Genomic DNA, 19,802 nt, shown 5'->3' on the forward strand with positions numbered 1-19,802 from the left:
AGTGAAACCCTCTCAACTTGTTACATCATGTGCAGCTTTCGCAGTCAGCTTTAGCTTATGGATACCAAGCACGCTTGCGACCGAAGTCGCCACAGCAAAACGTGTGGTCAGCCTTGCCCCTCACGCCACAGAACTCGCATACAGTGCGGGTTTAGGCGATAACTTAGTTGCCGTAAGTGAACGAAGTGATTATCCACCACAAGCCGATAAGCTAGAGAAAGTAGCAAACTATCAAGGCATCAAGGTTGAGAAAATCATCGCGCTACAGCCTGATCTTATCCTTGCTTGGCCAGCGGGCAACCCACCGAGAGAACTGGCGAAACTGGAGCAGTTTGGTTTTAACATTTATTACTCGAAAACCAAAAGCCTAGACAGCATAGCGACCAATATTGAACAACTTAGCCAATACGCCAGCAATCCGAGTATCGGTGATAATAATGCTAAGCAGTACAAAGAACAGCTCAACGCACTAAGACTTAAATATAAAGATGCGGAGCCTGTCAGCTACTTCTACCAGCTGGGTGAAAAACCGATTATTACCGTTGCACAAGGACGCTGGCCAAGTGAAGTGTTTGAGTTTTGTGGCGGCCGAAATATTTTTGAAGACAGCGCTTCACCCTACCCACAAGTCGGTATTGAGCAAGTCGTGCTGAACAAACCGCAGGTGATTTTCACTTCTCAGCACGCTATTGAGAATGGGACCATGTGGCAATCGTGGGAAGAAGAGATCCCAGCCGTCGCTAAAAATCAGATATGGTCACTCAACTCCGATTGGATTAATCGCCCAACAACCCGAACTTTGCAAGCTATCCAACAAGTGTGCGATTACTTCGATAGAGTCAGAGAAAATCACTAACTTTTTAGTCTGTTTTTTCGTACAATTCACCACCGACCTGTCCCTACAATTTTAACAATAAGAGCACCAGTATCATGGACTCCATGCTGCTTTATATTATCGATTTATTTGGCACTGCCATCTTTGCTATTTCAGGCGTATTTGTTGCTGGACGCCTAAAAATGGACCCTTTTGGTGTCGCCGTTCTCGGCAGTGTAACCGCTATTGGCGGTGGTACAATTCGAGATATGGCTCTGGGTGCTACTCCTGTTTTTTGGATAACCGATACCACCTATCTTTGGGTCATTATCGTTACCTGTTTACTAACTATGATCATCGTAAGACGCCCTAAACGTTTGGCATGGTGGATCCTACCCGTCTGTGACGCCATAGGTTTAGCTGTGTTCGTTGGTATTGGTGTTGAAAAAGCATTGGCTTATCAAGACTCAGCATTGGTTGCCATCATCATGGGCGTAATTACAGGCTGTGGCGGCGGTATTATTCGTGACGTACTTGCCCGTGAAGTGCCGATGATCCTACGAAGCGAAGTCTACGCGACCGCTTGCATCATTGGCGGTGCATTCCACACCATGGCTATTCGGATGGGCCATGATTCAGAGACCGCATTCCTAGCCGGAGTATTCTCTACACTGTTGATCAGACTTGGCGCCATTCGTTGGCACTTATCTTTACCAACTTTCGCAATTAAATAAGCTATCGCTAAAAAGAAAAGGGCTCCACTTAGGGGCCTTTTTTAATCTTGCCACCTCAGACTCCTGCTCTGCTTATCCGCCTCAAGTTACTTCCGCACGGCTTAGTAATGTTTTTTGTTTACTTAATTGATTGACGAGCTATATTAGTGAATGAATGACTTTATAAACATATTCATTTACTAACGATGAGGGCTCTAGGATGAGCAGTAATAAAATTGGAATTGTTTTCTTCTCTAAATGCGGCGCAACTAAGCAGGTCGCCGAACTGCTCGCAGAGGGCGTAAACACACAGCTACCTGACTCAGCCCTACTCATCGAAGTACTGCCTTCGGAGATCATTGAAGGCCGATATGACAATGACGAAAAGCTCAAACTCTTAGACAGTTGCGATGCAATCGTTTTTGGCGCCCCAACCTACATGGGTTCACCTGCCGCTCAGTTTAAGAGTTTTATGGATGCGAGCAGTGATAACTACTGCAAGAAACTATGGCGAAACAAGCTCGCTGCTGGCTTCACCACGGGCGGAAGTCTTAACGGAGAGCAACAACAAACCCTGCTTAGCTTTTTCACTCTAGCTTGTCAGCACGGCATGCTTTGGGTTGGCTTAGACGCCTCAAGACACACAGATAATTTAGGTTTAAACCGCACTGGTTCAAACATTGGTTTAGTGTCTAGCATCGATGATGGTGACGATAGCGTTAACCGCAATGACTTGCTTACAGCTCAATACTACGGTTCAAGAATAGCCACCTTGGTTCAAGAACTCATAAACAAAAGCTAGAGCAACGGCCTTGATTGAGATAAGTTGGACGTATCATTCCCAACTTTCATGAATATCATCAAATGCTACTCGAAGGAATCGAAACTCTCTTGGTTTTGAGTAAAGCCAAAACCATGAGCCGCACTGGCAGTTTGCTGTATATCAGCCAATCAGCGGTAAGCAAACGGATTGCTAACTTAGAAAAGAAGTTGGGTAAAAAGCTCATCGAGCCAAGTGGTCGGCAGATAAAACTCACGCCAGATGCGATAGCACTGATCGAGAGTATTGGTCCTACGTTCAATGAACTTCGTGGTCTTATTTATGAACAGCAAGAACTGGAAGATACCACTCTCATCACCTTAGACAGCTCTAAATCTTTGATAGCTGGCTATTTGGGTGACATGATGGGGCAGTTTATCCAACAAGATAAATACATCACCATAACCACCAACCACACGCCCAGAATCATCGAGCGAGTGCAGTCCGGTAAGGCAACCCTAGGGTTATGCGCAGGCTTGTTGCCACCGCATCATGGGTTAATGACCTTTCACTTATTTGATGAGCCGTTTTACATTGTAAGTAAATTACCACTAACGGAGCTACCTCCATTGGTGATTACCAATGATATGACTAACCCTGCTAACTCTTATCAATTATCTGTGTTGGAAAAGTTTGGTATCAAGCCTTTGATGGAGATGGATGCTTACACAGCAGCAGCGCAACTTGCGTTGGGTGGGACTGGGCCTGCGTTAATCCCACTATCTATCGTAAAGACACTCAATATTGAGCCTCAATATTTGTATATTTTCCCTGAAATAGCAGGATTAATTCGACCGATTCATATCTGTGTGAGACCGAATAGCTATCAGTCTCAACGAGTTAAAACACTGATAGAATCCATTGATGATGCTGTTCCCAAAGCAGTTTAGACGCCATTAGCATCGACATAACGATCACAAGAGGGCGAATCCATTTCTGCCCTTTTGTTACCACTACTTTAGCGCCAAGCTGAGCGCCCATAAAGCCGCCGACGGCCATCACTAGCCCCAATTCCCAGATTGGCAAGCCAGCCAAAATAAAGAAGATCAAGGCGGCAATATTCGAGGTGAAGTTCAAGACCTTGGTGCGCGCCGTGGCATCGACTAGCGAGAAATGACCCATCGCAACAAAACAGACAGTGAAGATAGAACCTGTTCCTGGGCCAAAGAAGCCATCATAGAAACCCACGCCGCCACCCACACACAGAGCAAACATCGCCTCAGAGATCTTCTGTTTTCCTTCAGATGATCTAGTTTGGGGTGCCAACAAGAAATAAAGAGAGATAGCGATAAGCAGCAACGGGATAACACTAGTCAGTAGACTCGCATCAATGTGCTGAACTAACTCGGCGCCAATCGCAGAGCCGATAAAGGTACAAAAGATAGCGAGGCGCATCTCCTTGATACTGACGATACCGTTACGCACGAAGTACCAACTCGCAGAGAAGCTGCCAAATGAGCTTTGCAGCTTATTCGTTGCCAGCGCTTGTGTTGGTGGGACTCCAGCCGCTAGCAGTGCAGGTAGAGTCAGTAATCCACCGCCGCCAGCCATTGCATCAATAAAGCCTGCTGCCGTTGCAACAACAAACAAGATAGCCAATATTTCTAGAGTGATTTCCATATACCCAACGCCTTAAAGTCCAGTGTAGCGACAAGTTACCACTCACGGCAGGCGAGCAATAACGAAACACAAGATTTTAACCTATTCCAAATATTCATCATTTAGTTGCCACAAACTAACAGACATAAAAAAGCCCACTCCGAAGAGTGGGCTTTAAGCATTTATATCCGCTTAACAGCGATACACTTTAGCTGATTAAGCTTGAGAAGCTTTCACCTGCGCGTGTAGCTCTTGAACAGAAGTTACTGTCGTCTTCGCATCTGCAGTGTGCGCCATACATGTCGCAAATGCTGCGTTTAGCGTAGTCGTGTAGTTCACCTTCTCAGCAAGTGCACCACGACGAAGAACTTTAGAATCTTCAATCGCTTGACGGCCAGCTGCAGTGTTCACGATGTAGGTGTACTCGTTGTTCTTGATACGGTCAAGAATGTGAGGACGGCCTTCGTGTACCTTGTTTACTAGGCGTGGGTTGATGCCCGCTTCGCCAAGAATCACTGCTGTGCCGTGTGTTGCGTCTAGCTGGTAGCCAAGCTTAGATAGCTTAGATGCTAGGTCTACAACACGCTCTTTGTCGCCTTCGCGAACAGAAAGCAATGCACGACCGCCTTCAGGGTAGATGTTGCCACAACCCAATTCAGCTTTAGAGTATGCTTCTGCGAATGTCGCACCAACACCCATGACTTCACCAGTAGAGCGCATTTCTGGGCCTAACAATGGGTCAACACCCGGGAACTTGTTGAATGGAAGTACAACTTCTTTCACTGAGTAGTAAGGTGGGATGATTTCTTTGGTAAAGCCTTGAGACTCTAGAGATTGACCAGCCATTACACGAGCGGCAATCTTAGCGATTGGCGCGCCAGTTGCTTTAGATACGAATGGAACCGTACGTGCTGCACGAGGGTTAACCTCGATTAGGTACACTTCATTGTTCTTAACAGCAAACTGCGTGTTCATCAGACCACGAACACCCAACTCGAACGCTAGCTTTTCAACTTGCTCGCGCATTACGTCTTGGATTTCTTGGCTTAGCGTGTATGCAGGAAGAGAACATGCTGAGTCACCTGAGTGAACACCCGCTTGCTCAATGTGCTCCATGATACCGCCGATAACAACGCGTTCACCGTCACAAATCGCATCTACGTCAACTTCAACAGCGTCGTCTAGGAAGCTATCAAGTAGTACTGGAGATTCGTTTGATACGCTTACTGCTTCATTGAAGTAGCGACGTAAATCTTGCTCGTCGTATACGATTTCCATCGCACGACCACCAAGTACGTAAGAAGGACGTACAACAAGTGGGAAGCCGATTTCGCGAGATTTCTCAACCGCTTGCTCCATTGTTGTTACTGTCGCGTTTTCTGGCTGAAGTAGGCCTAGGCGGTCTACAGCAACTTGGAAACGCTCACGGTCTTCTGCACGGTCGATTGCGTCTGGGCTAGTACCGATAATTGGTACGCCAGCAGCTTCAAGAGCACGAGCCAGTTTAAGTGGCGTTTGACCACCATACTGAACGATAACGCCTTTTGGCTTCTCAACACGTGCGATTGCTAGTACGTCTTCCAGAGTTACTGGTTCGAAGTACAGACGGTCAGATGTATCGTAGTCTGTAGAAACTGTCTCAGGGTTACAGTTAACCATGATAGTTTCGTAGCCATCTTCACGTAGTGCTAGTGATGCGTGTACACAACAGTAGTCAAATTCAATACCTTGGCCGATACGGTTTGGACCGCCACCAAGAATCATGATCTTGTCTTTGTCTGTTGGGTTTGCTTCACATTCGTCATCGTAAGATGAGTACATGTAAGCCGTATCTGAAGAGAACTCAGCCGCACACGTATCAACGCGCTTGTACACTGGGTGGATATCGTATTGGTCACGTAGACGACGGATTTCGCTTTCTGCTACACCTAGAATCTTAGATAGGCGCGCATCAGCAAAACCTTTACGCTTCAGCTTGTTTAGTTCTTCTTTGTTTAGACCAGCGAAGCCTTTTGCTTTTAGCTCTTGCTCAAGCTTCACGATGTCTTCGATTTGAACTAGGAACCAACGGTCGATTTGCGTTAGGTTGAATACACCATCTACAGACATACCCGCACGGAATGCATCCGCGATGTACCAAATACGCTCTGCGCCAGCTTCTTTTAGTTCGTGGCGAATTGTTGTTAGTGCGTCTGGCGCATCTAGGTCAACCATTTCGTCAAAGCCAGTCGCGCCAACTTCTAGGCCACGAAGTGCTTTTTGTAGAGATTCTTGCTGGTTACGGCCGATAGCCATAACTTCACCAACAGACTTCATTTGCGTCGTTAGACGGTCGTTTGCACCTGCAAATTTCTCGAAGTTGAAACGAGGAATCTTAGTTACAACGTAGTCGATTGTTGGTTCGAATGATGCTGGTGTTGCGCCACCTGTGATGTCATTCATTAGCTCATCTAGAGTGAAGCCAACTGCCAGTTTCGCTGCAATCTTAGCGATTGGGAAACCTGTTGCTTTCGAAGCTAGAGCAGAAGAGCGAGATACACGTGGGTTCATCTCGATGATAACCATACGACCATCTTTCGGGTTGATACCAAACTGTACGTTTGAACCACCTGTTTCAACACCAATCTCACGTAGTACCGCTAGAGATGCGTTACGCATCAGTTGGTATTCTTTGTCTGTTAGAGTCTGTGCTGGTGCAACTGTGATTGAGTCACCCGTGTGGATACCCATTGGGTCGAAGTTTTCAATCGCACATACGATGATACAGTTGTCCGCTTTGTCACGAACCACTTCCATCTCGTACTCTTTCCAACCGATTAGAGATTCATCGATTAGAAGCTCGTTGGTTGGAGAAAGGTCTAAGCCGCGACGACAGATCTCTTCGAACTCTTCTTTGTTGTATGCGATACCACCACCAGTACCACCCATGGTGAATGATGGACGGATGATACAAGGGAAGCCAACCATATCTAGAACAGCGTAAGCTTCTTCCATGGTTTTCGCAGTGTCAGCACGTGGACACTCAAGGCCGATAGACTTCATCGCCTTATCGAAACGAGAACGGTCTTCTGCTTTATCGATAGCGTCAGCCGTTGCACCAATCATCTCTACACCGAACTCTTCAAGAACGCCGTGCTTCTCAAGATCTAGTGCACAGTTAAGAGCCGTTTGACCACCCATTGTAGGTAGAACTGCGTCTGGCTTCTCTTTCGCAATGATGTTGCGAACAACTTCCCATTGGATTGGCTCGATGTAAGTTGCATCAGCCATATCAGGGTCAGTCATGATGGTCGCTGGGTTCGAGTTTACAAGAATAACTCGGTAACCTTCTTCGCGAAGCGCTTTACAAGCTTGAGCACCAGAGTAATCGAACTCACATGCTTGGCCGATAACGATCGGGCCAGCACCTAGAATTAGAATACTTTTAATGTCAGTACGTTTTGGCATTGTCTACTACTCCGAATTACGCTGTGTGCTTTTTAATTAGTTCAATGAAGTGGTCGAATAACGGCGCTGCGTCTTCTGGACCTGGGCTTGCTTCTGGGTGACCTTGGAAGCTAAATGCTGGTTTATCTGTACGGTGGATACCTTGTAGAGAACCATCAAATAGAGACTTGTGCGTCGCACGTAGGTTTTCAGGAAGTGTGTCTTCGTCAGCAGCAAAGCCGTGGTTTTGCGAAGTAATCATCACAACATCACGATCTAAATCTTTAACTGGGTGGTTTGCACCGTGGTGACCAAACTTCATCTTCACTGTCTTAGCGCCTGACGCAAGAGCAAGAATTTGGTGGCCTAGACAGATACCGAAGATTGGTAAGCCTTTTTCTAGGAACACTTTTGTCGCTTCAATTGCGTAAGTACATGGTTCTGGGTCACCAGGGCCATTTGAAAGGAATACACCGTCTGGGTTTAGTGCAAGCACTTCTTCAGCTGAAGTTTCAGCAGGAACAACCGTTAGGCGGCAGCCGCGGTCAACGAGCATTCGTAGGATATTTCGTTTTGCACCGAAGTCATAAGCAACAACGTGGTATGGCAATTCTGAGTCTGCTTTCGCTTCAGGAAGTCCACCCGTAAGCGTCCACGAACCCTGTTTCCATTGATACGCTTCTTTTGTTGTAACTTCTTTCGCAAGGTCCATACCTTTCAGGCCAGGGAATTCTTTTGCCTTAGCTAGAGCCAAAGCTTCGTCTAAGTTGTTACCCGCTACAATACAACCGTTCTGAGCGCCTTTTTCACGAAGAATACGCGTCAGCTTACGAGTATCGATATCAGCGATACCAACAACGTTTTGCGACTTAAGGTAATCAGAGAGGGATTGTTCATTACGGAAGTTAGAAGCGATAAGAGGGAGATCGCGAATCACAAGGCCTTGAGCGTGGATTGAAGAGGATTCTTCGTCTTCGGAATTGGTTCCGGTATTGCCAATGTGAGGGTAAGTAAGGGTAACGATTTGTTGAGAATAGGAAGGATCAGTGAGGATTTCTTGGTACCCCGTCATCGAGGTATTAAAAACGACTTCACCAACTGCAGAACCTACAGCGCCAATGGCTTCACCGTGAAATACTGTCCCATCTTCTAGGACAAGTAGTGCTGACTTTTTCAAGACAACCTCCAGAAATAAATATGCATTAAAATTGATTTAATTTGCAAATCTACCTTCCTGCAACACTTAAAAGTGAGTGTTTATGGAAATTAGACAAATTGGCGGTATTTTAGTGATGTGCGTGATACGTGTCAACATTTAACGCAAAAGAAATTAAAGATTTGTACGAACTAATTCAATTTACCCTTCCAAAGCTCCAAAAGTTTAACTTTCATGGTCAATTATGAACGATATTGAGATTTTCCAATTTTATCCCATTACTTTTGTCTGCCTTTAAGTACTAAAAACATCACCAACAAAAAGCAATCGATAAATACAAACAGAAAACATGAAAATTTAAAGATCTAATCCAAAAATAAGACCAAGACAACAAAACAATAAGAAAAGTTAGGTAAAAATGATGTTAAAAGGGAGATTTAAGAGAGAGAAGAGAAACAAGAATACAGCGTTAAAGGTAGTAAATAAAGAAAGCGCCGGCAATTGCCAGCGCATAATTATCTATTTATAGGTCATTCAAACCAAGGACATCTGTCATGGTATAAAAGCCCGCTGGTTTGTCATTGAGCCAAACTGCTGCTTTGATCGCACCATTCGCAAAGGTCATTCGGTCCGTCGCTTTATGAGTAATCTCTACTCGTTCACCGATATCTGCAAACATCGCAGTATGCTCTCCGATGATGTCACCAGCACGAATCGTTGCGAAGCCAATCTCATCTTTCGTACGTTCACCCGTGATGCCTTCACGTGACCATACCGCCACATCGTTCAGCTCATTACCCATAGCACCGGCGATCGCTTCGCCCATGCCAATAGCCGTACCTGACGGTGCATCTACTTTATGACGGTGATGAGCTTCAACGATTTCAACATCACAGTAATCTCCCATCACTTTAGCGGCCTTTTCTAGCAGCTTAAATACCAGATTAACGCCTACGCTGTAGTTTGGTGCCATTACGATAGGCATCTCTTTTGCGGCAGCATCAATCACCTGCTTCTCTTCTTCTGAGAAGCCTGTCGTACCGATGATAAGTTTCTTACCGTGGCGTTTACAAAGCTCAATATTCGCTAACGTGCTAACAGGTGCGGTAAAGTCGACGATCACATCAAACTCTTCGATGGCTTTAGACAAATCATCCACAAGAGCAACATCAAAACGACCTTCCCCACATAACTCGCCAACATCAACGCCAACTAATGATGACTCAGGACGTTCAGAGCCAGCGCCAACGCTAGCTTCTGAGTTATGATGAGCGGCTTTCACCAAGTTGCGGCCCATACGACCCGCTGCTCCTGCTATTGCAATTCTTACCACTGCGAATATCTCCATTGTTTTGGTTACTGTTGCCGCAGTTCTCTTGCAGCAACGTTCATTCGATTAATCTCTTTAAACTAACAACAATCTCAAACTCAGGCTAGCAATTAAGAAAACTCTTTTACCACTCGCTCTAAAATTGGCACATTTGCTTCAGGGAAGGCGTACTGACTCAATGATTGAAGACTTACCCATTCACCCTGCTGACCTTCTTTGCCATAAGGCTGCTCTTCAAAGTCAGTCACGAGAATGAAATCGAACTTAAGTGACTTATCCGTGTAATCAAATTCAAGGTGCTCAAACAGAGACTGCTCAGTCACCTTGATACCGATCTCTTCATCAAGCTCGCGAGTCATCGCTTGCTCAATAGTTTCACCCTCTTCAACCTTGCCACCTGGAAATTCCCAGAAACCGCCCTTGTGCTTGTCATCTGGACGCTTTGTAATAAAGACCTGTGACTTATCTTGATTGAAGATGATACCCGCTACGATATGAATTCTTTTCATTGATGGTGTTCCTTTTGTAACCGCTATAGCCAACTCAATCATGAATTACGTCACCCTCAAGCAGGAAGAACGACTGAGTTGGGGATCTAAAACTACGCGAGCCTAACTAACAAGATTCCCTACTACGCTCGCTCCTCGCTATAGGGGATGACGACTTCCTTGAGTAACAAAGTAAGCCATGAAATTTACATACAAAAAGAGCCGCCTAAGCGACTCTTTATATTCTATTTGTCAGTTTTATGAAGCTAAGCTGTAGTGCTTGAGAGCAAGGCGGTGGCACGGAGCTTACGATAGTAAGTGAGTACCACCAACGCAGCTATCATGCGCTACAGCAACGATTCATTAAACTTACGCAATTTTACCGTGGCACTGTTTGTACTTCTTACCACTACCACATGGGCAAGGCTCGTTACGGCCAACTTTACGCTCGTCACGTACTACAGTTTGTGGCGACGCTGCTTCTGCTTCATCATCACCTAGCTGGTTTTCTGCTGTTGCGTGTTGCGCTTGTGCACGACGCGCTGCTTCTTCAGCTTGAGCCTGACGCTGCGCTTCCATCTTTTCTACTTCTTCTTGTTGCTGAACGCGAACTTTCGAAAGGATAGTAATAACGTCTGACTTCAGTACATCCAGTAGACCTTCAAACAGTTCAAACGACTCGCGCTTGTACTCTTGTTTCGGGTTCTTCTGAGCGTAACCACGTAGGTGGATACCTTGACGAAGGTGATCCATCGCTGCCAAGTGCTCTTTCCATAGACCATCTAGCGTTTGCAGCATTACAGACTTCTCGAAGTTGCGTAGCACTTGCGCGCCAACCACTTCTTCTTTCTGTTTGTAAGCATCAACAGCCATGCCTAGGATACGTTCACGTAGTGCTTCTTCGTAAAGCTTGTCGTCTTCGTCCAACCAACCTTGGATATCAAAGTCTAGGTCGAAGTCGTTCTTCAGGCGATCTTGTAGACCAGCGATGTCCCACATATCTTCAAGCGATTGAGGAGCAATGTACTCATCGATAACCGACGTAAACACGTCTTCACGGTTGTGTTCGATCATTTCGCTGATGTCGTCAGAGCCCATTAGTTCATCACGCAGCTCGTAAACCACTTTACGTTGGTCATTCGCTACATCATCGTACTCTAGAAGTTGCTTACGGATATCGAAGTTACGGCCTTCAACTTTACGTTGTGCTTTTTCGATAGAGCGAGATAGCATCTTAGATTCGATCGCTTCACCTTCATCCATACCACTCTGGATAAGACCAGCCATACGATCAGAAGTGAAGATACGTAGCAGAGAGTCTTCCATCGATAGGTAGAAACGTGAAGAACCGGCATCACCTTGACGACCAGAACGACCACGTAGCTGGTTATCGATACGACGAGATTCGTGACGCTCTGTACCAATGATATGTAGACCACCTGACTCTAGTACTTTGTCGTGAACCACTTTCCAATCCGCTTTGATCTTGTCGATCTGCTCTTGAGTTGGATTTTGTAGTTTCTCAACTTCAGACTGCCAGCTACCACCTAACACGATATCGGTACCACGACCGGCCATGTTAGTTGCGATGGTTACTGCACCAGGTGTACCTGCTTGCGCTACGATTTCCGCTTCTTTCTCGTGGAACTTCGCGTTTAGTACGTTGTGCTTAATTTTTGCTTTTTTCAGTGCGTTAGACAGTAGCTCTGATTTCTCGATAGAAACCGTACCAACCAATGATGGCTGACCAGCAGCAACACGGTCTTTAATGTCTTCAATGATCGCATTGAACTTGTCTTGTTCTGTACGATAAACCACATCTGGCATATCGTTACGAACCATAGGTTTGTTAGTTGGGATAACAACCGTTTCTAGGCCATAGATAGACTGGAATTCAAAAGCTTCAGTATCAGCTGTACCTGTCATACCTGACAGTTTCTCGTACAGACGGAAGAAGTTTTGGAAGGTAATTGAAGCTAGCGTTTGGTTTTCATTCTGAATCTTCACACCTTCTTTTGCTTCAACAGCTTGGTGTAGACCTTCAGACCAACGACGACCTGGCATTGTACGGCCAGTATGTTCGTCAACGATAACCACTTCGCCTTCTTCAGTCACGATGTAGTCTACGTTCTTCTCAAACAATACGTGTGCACGAAGTGCAGCATTAACGTGGTGCAGTAGGCTGATGTTGGTTGGGGAGTAAAGCGTATCGCCCTCTTCCATCAGGCCATTTTTAACCATTAGCTCTTCAACAAATTCTTGACCGTTTTCAGTCAGGTGAACCTGCTTAGATTTTTCGTCCATGGTGTAGTGACCTTCACCACGGTACTCTTCAGAATCTTCTTTATCTTGACGCTCAAGATGAGGAATCAATGTGTTAATACGCGTGTAAAGTTCTGAGCTATCTTCAGCCGGGCCAGAGATAATAAGAGGTGTTCGCGCTTCATCGATTAAGATTGAGTCAACCTCATCGACAACAGCAAAGAAACGTTCACGTTGAACACGATCTTCAGCACGGAAAGCCATGTTGTCACGTAGGTAATCGAAACCAAACTCGTTGTTTGTTCCGTATAGGATATCCGCTTGGTATGCTTCTTTTTTCTCTGGCGGAGCCATGTTTGGCACGTTCACGCCAACAGTCATACCAAGGAACTCAAATAATGGGCGGTTCGTTTCCGCATCACGCTTAGCTAGGTAGTCGTTCACCGTTACTACGTGAACACCTTTGCTTGGTAGAGCGTTGAGATAAGCTGGTAGAGTTGCTGTAAGAGTCTTACCCTCACCAGTACGCATCTCTGCAATTTGGCCAGCATTTAGAACCATGCCACCAATCAATTGCACGTCAAAGTGACGCATGCCGTAAACACGCTTAGACGCTTCACGTACAGTAGCAAATGCTTCAGGTAGAAGTTGGTCTAGTGATTCACCTTTATCTAAGCGCTCACGGAACTCAACAGTTTTGGCTTTTAGCTCTTCGTCAGAAAGCGCTTCAAACGTTGGCTCGTAGTTATTAATTTCTTTTACAATTTTTCTAAGGCGGCGCAGTGTTCTGTCATTGCGACTGCCAATTACCTTTGTCAGCAGCTTAGTAATCATGTGCTTGGAATCTCTTCGTTCTCAGATCGTCCGCGATCTATTTTAAATGCCGTCAGTCTCTACTAGCGATGAACCAGTCTTCAGTTACTAACCAAGGATACTGAGATAAATCTAGTATTTCTGATATTGTACTTGAGAGTAGAGTTTTCAAGGCTTGAGTTAAAATTATTGCCCCTTAGTGTAAGTAATTTTCACACCAACGACCATTTATAACCCCATTTGTTTGATGTGCTTGGAACTTTTCTTTCTAATTGCTGATGGATTAGCCAGACTGGCGCCCATTAGTCGATGACTTTCGGATGTTGATGACACTGTATCTGGAAAATAGATACAAAAAAACCAGGCCGATAGCCTGGTTTTCGAAATCTTACATTGTTGAAAACAACAATTACGCTAGAACCATTCCTGGTTCAGCAAAAGCCACTGGCGAGCCAGCTTCTTCTTCAAATGTAGCCCATTCCCAAGCTTCTGCGTCAGCAAGTACTGCACGTAGTAGTTGGTTGTTTAGGCCGTGACCTGATTTGTATGCACGGAACTCACCGATAATAGCGTGTCCACACATGTATAGGTCACCAATCGCATCTAGCACTTTATGAGTTACGAACTCATTGTCGAAACGTAAACCTTCTTCATTAAGAATTCGGTATTCGTCTAGTACGATTGCACAATCAAAGCTACCACCCAAACACAAGTTTTGTGATTGAAGGTATTCGATATCACGCATGAAGCCGAAAGTACGAGCTCGAGAGATCTCTTTCACAAAGCCTTGAGAAGAGAAATCAAACAATAGATGCTGTTCGTCAGACTCAATTGCAGGATGGTTGAACTCGATTTCAAAGTCCATACGGAAGCCGTTAAATGGAACAAACTCTGCCCACTTATCACCGTCTTCAAAACGAACTGGCTTTTTGATGCGAATGAAACGTTTTGGTGCATTCAGTGTTTCAACACCCGCTTGTTGAAGCAAGTATACGAATGGGCTTGCGCTACCATCCATAATTGGGATCTCTGGTGCATCTACTTCAACAATAATGTTGTCGATACCCATACCCGCTAGAGCAGCGTTAAGGTGTTCCACTGTAGAAATACGTACGCCTTCGTCATTCACAAGAGCAGTACATAACATAGTGTCACGAACTGATGCTGGATCAGCTGGAAAATCTACAGGTGGATTTACATCAGTACGACGGTAAACAATACCTGTATTTGCAGCTGCAGGGCGAAGAGTAAGTGTGACTTTACGACCAGAGTGGAGACCCACACCAGTTGTTTTCACAATTTCTTTCAGAGTACGTTGTCTGATCATCTGCTTGCCTCGTTATCAGTGCTACAAATCACGGCCAGTATTTACCGACCGCGAATTTTACCATTAATTCGACGATAGTCAAATTTTGGGTAATTGTTAATCAGCCTGACGTCGTAAGAATGCTGGAATATCTAAGTATCCGCTCTCTTTCTCAGCTTTAGGTGCTGCACTTTGGCTAGCGCCTGTACCTGATGAAACAGGCGACGTTGTTGGCTGCGGCTTAACTTGAGGTTTTACCTCAGTTTTCTCTTGCAATGGCTGTGCCACTTTCTCTTCCACTTTTGGTGCAGCTTGTGCCGCTACTTGTGGTTGAGGAGTTGGTGCAACCTTAGCTTTACCACCAGCAACTAATGTAATGTCTGGCTTTCTCTCTGTACCGATACCTGTTGCAACAACAGTTACACGGATTTCGTCCGTCATATCAGGGTCTAGAGAAGTACCAATCACAACTGTTGCGTTATCAGAAGCGAATGCCTTAACTGTGTTACCTACTGTCTCGAACTCATCTAGACGCATATCTAGGCCTGCTGTGATGTTCACAAGAACGCCACGCGCACCAGCTAGGTCGATGTCTTCTAGTAGTGGGCTAGAAATTGCCGTTTCAGCAGCTTCTTCAGCACGGTCTTCACCTTTTGCGATACCGCTACCCATCATTGCATGACCCATTTCCGACATTACGGTGCGAACATCCGCGAAGTCGACGTTGATCATACCAGGGCGAGTAATTAGCTCAGCGATACCTTGTACAGCGTTTTTAAGTACATCATTTGCACTTGCGAAAGCTTCTAGCAGTGTAACGCCACGGCCTAGTACTTTAAGTAGCTTTTCATTTGGAATCGTAATTAATGAATCCACATGTTTAGAAAGCTCTTCGATACCTTGCTCAGCAAACGCTAGACGCTTCTTGCCTTCAAAGCTAAATGGCTTAGTTACAACAGCAACGGTTAACACACCTAGCTCTTTCGCAACTTCAGCAATAACTGGAGCAGCACCTGTACCAGTACCACCGCCCATACCAGCTGCGATAAATACCATATCGGCGCCAGTTAGAACTTCTTTAATTCTTTCTCGATCTTCGAGAGCTGCATCACGGCCTACTTGTGGGTTTGCACCAGCGCCAAGACCTTTAGTGATATCACCACCAATTTGGATCACGCTGCTCACGCTTGTTTTACGAAGTGCTTGCGCATCAGTATTAACACTGATGAATTCTACGCCTTCGATTGATTCACGTACCATGTGCTCAACAGCGTTACCGCCACCGCCACCAACTCCAACGACTTTAATTACTGCATCGTCAGACATTTCCATCATCGGTTCAAACATGTGTTATCTCCGTTTTTTCCTGCAACTCAGGTTAAAACTCTTTTTGTATCCAATTACGCAATTTACCAAATAAACCAGACATCGAAGGTGCTGAACGCTTAGGTTCGCTGTAATCACCTTCATCACTGATCTGACAATCTCTTGCGTAATGAAGTAAACCAACCGCCGTAGAATGATACGGCTCTTTAACATAATCAGTTAAGCCACTAACTTCTAATGGCTTACCAACTCGAACTTGATTGCGGAAAACACGTTCCGCACACTCTACCAACCCGTCAATTTGTGCCGCTCCACCAGTGAGGACGACGCCAGCTGCGAGGTGGTGTTTAATACCTTCGTCTCGTAGCTGTAATTGAACCGTATCGATAGTTTGGTTAACGAGGCCCATAAGTTCAGTGTAACGTGGTTCAATCACTTCCGACAAAGTTTGTCGTTGCAAACTTCTCGATGGGCGACCACCAACACTTGGGACGTTAACAGAGTCATCCTTGCTAACGAGCTCACTCAGAGCGCAACCATGGTTTACTTTTATCTCTTCGGCATCACTCACTGGCGTACCGAAAGCGAAGGCAATATCACTGGTTACTGCATTTCCTGCGTAGGAAAAGACTTCTGTGTGTCGTAGTGCGCCGCCAGTCCAAATGGAAATATCCATTGTACCCGCGCCGATATCAACCACACACACTCCGAGCTCTCGCTCATCTTCAGTAATTACCGCATTACTTGAGGCAAGTCCTGAAAACACGATTTGTTCTACTGTGAGACCACATCGTTCAACAGCTTTAATAATGTTTCTCGCCATGTCGCTATGGCAAGAAATGAGATGAACGCTCACTTCCATTCGAACACCAGACAGACCAAGTGGGTTCTTAATCCCTTCTTGATAATCAATGGTAAATTCTTGTGGGATCACGTGCAGAATTCTCTGCTCTTCACCTATTTTAATTGATTTCGCGGTATGGATCGCTCGATCCATATCGTCTTGAGACACCTCTTCATCAGAGATAGTGCCCATGCCTTTTTCAATTCGGCTTGCGATATGTTTGCCTGATAGCGAGATAAACACATTGCTGATTTGGCATTCCGCCATCAACTCTGCTTGATCAATTGCTCGCTGAACTGACTTAACTACCGACTCTAGGTCGTTCACACCACCTTTATCCATACCTCTGGATGGGCTTTGCCCTGAACCAATGATATTGATTTGACCATCAGGCAGTATTTCACCAACCAGAGCTGATATGGTCGCAGTGCCTATATCAAGACCAACGATTATGTTGTCATCTGCGGTCTTAGTCATCTGTGCTCTCTTCTAACTCTTGCTCTGGAAACCAGCCTACAGCGGCTCCCGTATCATACCTGAGGTCGATGTAGCTCACTTGATTCGCCTTACTACCAAGTTCGTTGTAAAGCGAAATGAAGCGTTCAACACGCTCATCTAAAGAATCTTTACCTAGTTCTAAACGGATACCGTTATCTAGGATTATTTGCCAAGCGCGACGCTCGTTGAGAACAAGCGAGGTAACGGTTAACCCAAGACTGTTAATCAAAGGGGTTATCTGTCGCCATTTTTCAATCACTTCTTGGCTGGTGCCATCTGGGCCGTAAAGCTTAACTCTATCGCCTTTCAGAAGGCCGATATCGCCATTAAACACCTGACCATCATCATTCAACAGCATGTTGCCATTCCAGATTGCTGCTGCGTGGTACTCAGTCAAAAATACTTTTATAGTGTCTGGCCACTGTTTACGGATAGATACGACTGACACCCAAGGCAACGCTTCTAAACTGTCTTGCAACACACCGATGTCTTGCGACATGAATGTACCAATATGCTCAAGTTTGCCAAAAGCATGCTGAACATCACCAGCGGTTACATAAGTTAAGTCACCTTGAATAACTATTTTGGAGAGAGGCAATCGCTGATCGTCCCACATCCAAGTCAGAGTGGTATAGAAAAGAAACCCAATGAATAGCAATACCATGACAAAAAATGACCCGCCTAAGGCGTGTTTCTTGAGCGATGGTAAACTGAATAGGTGGCGGTTTTCGCTAAAAGTACTTTCTACCAAAGCCCGCTTTCCCTGTCGTTGGTTCGCAATTCTATTCCCTATCTTCGTAATAGAGGTAAAAGCACTTACTTTAACCTATGAATTATACTGAGCAAAATCAAACTATCAAACGTTGATAATAAGATTTTTGGTCAATTTTAGGTCAATCGCAAGAAGTGAGCGATTGACCACAGTATGTAGACAGTATTCTGCTACACGTTCTTCATTTTATTAATGTCTAACTGTAATGATTCTAGCTGCTTAGCAACACGACCAACATCGCCTGCACCCTGCGTCAGTACAAGGTCGCCGCCTTGAATTACGTTAGCTAAAACCGATGGCAGAGTATTAATATCAGCGACAAAGATTGGGTCAATCTTACCACGCCCACGAATAGTTCGACTTAATGAGCGTCCGTCTGCCCCAGCAATAGGTTTCTCACCAGCAGAATAAACATCCAGTAAGATTAAGACATCAACCTGCTCAAGAACGTTCGCAAAATCATCATATAAATCACGTGTTCGGCTATAACGGTGTGGTTGGAAAATCATCACAAGACGCTTATCAGCCCAGCCGCTGCGAGCAGCCTGAATTGTTACATCAACTTCCGTTGGGTGATGACCATAATCGTCCACCAACATAGCGACACCATTACCCGTCTCGTACTCACCTAGGTGATCAAAACGACGCCCAGTACCTTCGGTACCTGCCATCGCTTTTAGGATCGCTTCATCGCTGATGTCATCTTCTGTCGCCACTGCAATGGCTGCCGATGCATTCAGTGCGTTGTGACGACCTGGAATGTTCAACGTGATATCAAGATTCGCTTTACCTTCACGAACTACCGTGAACTTACCTTGCTGGCCTTCTTGTACGTAGTTCTCGATACGGATATCCGCATCTTCTGAGAAACCGTAAGTAATCACTTGGCGGCTAACTTGAGGGATTAGCTCACGAACAACAGGATCATCCACGCACATCACAGCCTGACCGTAAAATGGCAGGTTGTGTAAGAAGTCGATAAACGTCTGCTTTAGTGTTTCGAAGTCACCGCCATAGGTATCCATGTGATCGGCTTCGATATTGGTTACGATACTCACCATAGGTTGCAGGTGTAAGAATGATGCATCACTCTCATCAGCTTCAGCGATCAAGATACGGCTCGAACCTAAGCGTGCATTGGTGCCTGCACTTTTCACTAAACCACCGTTTACAAACGTTGGATCTAGGCCAGCTTCAGAGTAAATCTGTGTAACCAAAGCAGTCGTTGTTGTCTTACCGTGCGTACCTGCCACAGCAATACCGTGACGAAAACGCATCAGCTCAGCCAGCATTTCTGCACGACGAACGATAGGTGTGCGCGCTTCACGAGCGGCAATAATCTCAGGGTTCTCTTCGTTGATAGCGGTTGATACCACTACCACACTTGCATCAGCAACGTTACTTGCTTGGTGACCAATGAAAACAGTCGCACCCTTGCTAACTAAACGCTCTGTCACTGGGTTTTGAGCAATATCAGAACCAGTGATCTGGTAGCCTTCATTTAGCAAGACTTCAGCAATCCCGCTCATTCCAGCACCACCAATACCAATGAAGTGGATAGATTTAACACGGCGCATCTCTGGCACCATTGCACGGATTTGCGCTAAGTCTTGGGTATGTTCAATCGTCATCAAT

Annotated in this window: 15 protein-coding genes; 4 read left to right on the forward strand and 11 right to left on the reverse strand. The window is 45.5% G+C overall.

What is annotated here, in order from left to right; translation table 11 throughout:
* Position 1: 1 nt before the first annotated feature.
* The 4 genes from btuF to L1D11_RS01750 all read left to right on the forward strand — a co-directional run bounded on the left by btuF (position 2) and on the right by L1D11_RS01750 (position 3,237).
* Positions 2-856, forward strand: coding sequence for a vitamin B12 ABC transporter substrate-binding protein BtuF (gene btuF / locus L1D11_RS01735; RefSeq protein WP_239831578.1), 855 nt, complete (start codon positions 2-4; stop codon positions 854-856).
* 74 nt (positions 857-930) lie between these two features.
* A complete protein-coding gene (locus L1D11_RS01740) occupies positions 931-1,548 on the forward strand; it encodes a TRIC cation channel family protein (protein WP_061033370.1) in 618 nt (205 codons plus the stop codon).
* Positions 1,549-1,747: 199 nt separating this feature from the next.
* Entirely contained in the window at positions 1,748-2,329 is a 582-nt protein-coding gene (locus tag L1D11_RS01745; RefSeq protein ID WP_239831579.1) for a flavodoxin family protein, read from the forward strand.
* A gap of 62 nt (positions 2,330-2,391) precedes the next feature.
* Positions 2,392-3,237, forward strand: coding sequence for a LysR family transcriptional regulator (locus L1D11_RS01750; RefSeq protein WP_239831580.1), 846 nt, complete (start codon positions 2,392-2,394; stop codon positions 3,235-3,237).
* Here L1D11_RS01750 and L1D11_RS01755 read toward each other — a convergent pair.
* The 11 genes from L1D11_RS01755 to murC all read right to left on the reverse strand — a co-directional run bounded on the left by L1D11_RS01755 (position 3,188) and on the right by murC (position 19,798).
* On the reverse strand, positions 3,188-3,967 hold the full coding sequence (locus L1D11_RS01755; RefSeq protein ID WP_239831581.1) for a TSUP family transporter: 780 nt from the start codon (positions 3,965-3,967) through the stop codon (positions 3,188-3,190). The two genes, L1D11_RS01750 and L1D11_RS01755, sit on opposite strands and share 50 nt — an antisense overlap.
* 195 nt (positions 3,968-4,162) lie before the next feature.
* Positions 4,163-7,393: a carbamoyl-phosphate synthase large subunit gene (gene carB / locus L1D11_RS01760; RefSeq protein WP_239861984.1), complete on the reverse strand. Its 3,231-nt coding sequence runs from the start codon at positions 7,391-7,393 to the stop codon at positions 4,163-4,165.
* Positions 7,394-7,409: 16 nt separating this feature from the next.
* Positions 7,410-8,549 (reverse strand): glutamine-hydrolyzing carbamoyl-phosphate synthase small subunit, encoded by a 1,140-nt coding sequence (gene carA / locus L1D11_RS01765; RefSeq protein WP_004740731.1) that lies wholly within the window; start codon positions 8,547-8,549, stop codon positions 7,410-7,412.
* 502 nt (positions 8,550-9,051) lie between these two features.
* The gene (gene dapB, locus L1D11_RS01770; protein WP_081090357.1) at positions 9,052-9,876 is read right to left on the reverse strand and encodes a 4-hydroxy-tetrahydrodipicolinate reductase; all 825 of its coding nucleotides are present in this window, start codon (positions 9,874-9,876) and stop codon (positions 9,052-9,054) included.
* Positions 9,877-9,968: 92 nt separating this feature from the next.
* Complete coding sequence (mutT, locus tag L1D11_RS01775) at positions 9,969-10,367, reverse strand: 8-oxo-dGTP diphosphatase MutT (protein ID WP_239861986.1); 399 nt, start codon at positions 10,365-10,367, stop codon at positions 9,969-9,971.
* A 348-nt stretch (positions 10,368-10,715) separates the two neighbouring features.
* Entirely contained in the window at positions 10,716-13,442 is a 2,727-nt protein-coding gene (gene secA, locus L1D11_RS01780) for a preprotein translocase subunit SecA (protein WP_239861988.1), read from the reverse strand.
* Positions 13,443-13,830: 388 nt separating this feature from the next.
* Complete coding sequence (gene lpxC / locus L1D11_RS01785; RefSeq protein ID WP_004740735.1) at positions 13,831-14,748, reverse strand: UDP-3-O-acyl-N-acetylglucosamine deacetylase; 918 nt, start codon at positions 14,746-14,748, stop codon at positions 13,831-13,833.
* Between the two features lie 96 nt (positions 14,749-14,844).
* Entirely contained in the window at positions 14,845-16,074 is a 1,230-nt protein-coding gene (gene ftsZ, locus L1D11_RS01790) for a cell division protein FtsZ (protein WP_004740736.1), read from the reverse strand.
* 31 nt (positions 16,075-16,105) lie between these two features.
* Entirely contained in the window at positions 16,106-17,374 is a 1,269-nt protein-coding gene (gene ftsA / locus L1D11_RS01795) for a cell division protein FtsA (RefSeq protein ID WP_004740737.1), read from the reverse strand.
* Entirely contained in the window at positions 17,367-18,146 is a 780-nt protein-coding gene (locus L1D11_RS01800) for a cell division protein FtsQ/DivIB (RefSeq protein WP_128162018.1), read from the reverse strand. Before L1D11_RS01800 ends, ftsA begins: the two co-directional genes overlap by 8 nt.
* A gap of 191 nt (positions 18,147-18,337) precedes the next feature.
* Entirely contained in the window at positions 18,338-19,798 is a 1,461-nt protein-coding gene (gene murC, locus L1D11_RS01805; protein WP_239861990.1) for a UDP-N-acetylmuramate--L-alanine ligase, read from the reverse strand.
* Positions 19,799-19,802 lie beyond the last annotated feature (4 nt).

This window comes from Vibrio sp. Isolate32 (genome assembly GCF_022397955.1).
Lineage (GTDB): Bacteria > Pseudomonadota > Gammaproteobacteria > Enterobacterales > Vibrionaceae > Vibrio.

Bases quoted from the DNA above. Each gene is read 5' to 3' on its own strand.
- L1D11_RS01740 (WP_061033370.1), top strand. From the start codon at position 931: ATGGACTCCATGCTGCTTTATATTATCGATTTATTTGGCACTGCCATC.
- L1D11_RS01745 (WP_239831579.1), top strand. From the start codon at position 1,748: ATGAGCAGTAATAAAATTGGAATTGTTTTCTTCTCTAAATGCGGCGCA.
- L1D11_RS01750 (WP_239831580.1), top strand. From the start codon at position 2,392: ATGCTACTCGAAGGAATCGAAACTCTCTTGGTTTTGAGTAAAGCCAAA.
- L1D11_RS01755 (WP_239831581.1), bottom strand. From the start codon at position 3,967: ATGGAAATCACTCTAGAAATATTGGCTATCTTGTTTGTTGTTGCAACG.
- carB (WP_239861984.1), bottom strand. From the start codon at position 7,393: ATGCCAAAACGTACTGACATTAAAAGTATTCTAATTCTAGGTGCTGGC.
- dapB (WP_081090357.1), bottom strand. From the start codon at position 9,876: ATGGAGATATTCGCAGTGGTAAGAATTGCAATAGCAGGAGCAGCGGGT.
- mutT (WP_239861986.1), bottom strand. From the start codon at position 10,367: ATGAAAAGAATTCATATCGTAGCGGGTATCATCTTCAATCAAGATAAG.
- secA (WP_239861988.1), bottom strand. From the start codon at position 13,442: ATGATTACTAAGCTGCTGACAAAGGTAATTGGCAGTCGCAATGACAGA.
- lpxC (WP_004740735.1), bottom strand. From the start codon at position 14,748: ATGATCAGACAACGTACTCTGAAAGAAATTGTGAAAACAACTGGTGTG.
- ftsZ (WP_004740736.1), bottom strand. From the start codon at position 16,074: ATGTTTGAACCGATGATGGAAATGTCTGACGATGCAGTAATTAAAGTC.
- ftsA (WP_004740737.1), bottom strand. From the start codon at position 17,374: ATGACTAAGACCGCAGATGACAACATAATCGTTGGTCTTGATATAGGC.
- murC (WP_239861990.1), bottom strand. From the start codon at position 19,798: ATGACGATTGAACATACCCAAGACTTAGCGCAAATCCGTGCAATGGTG.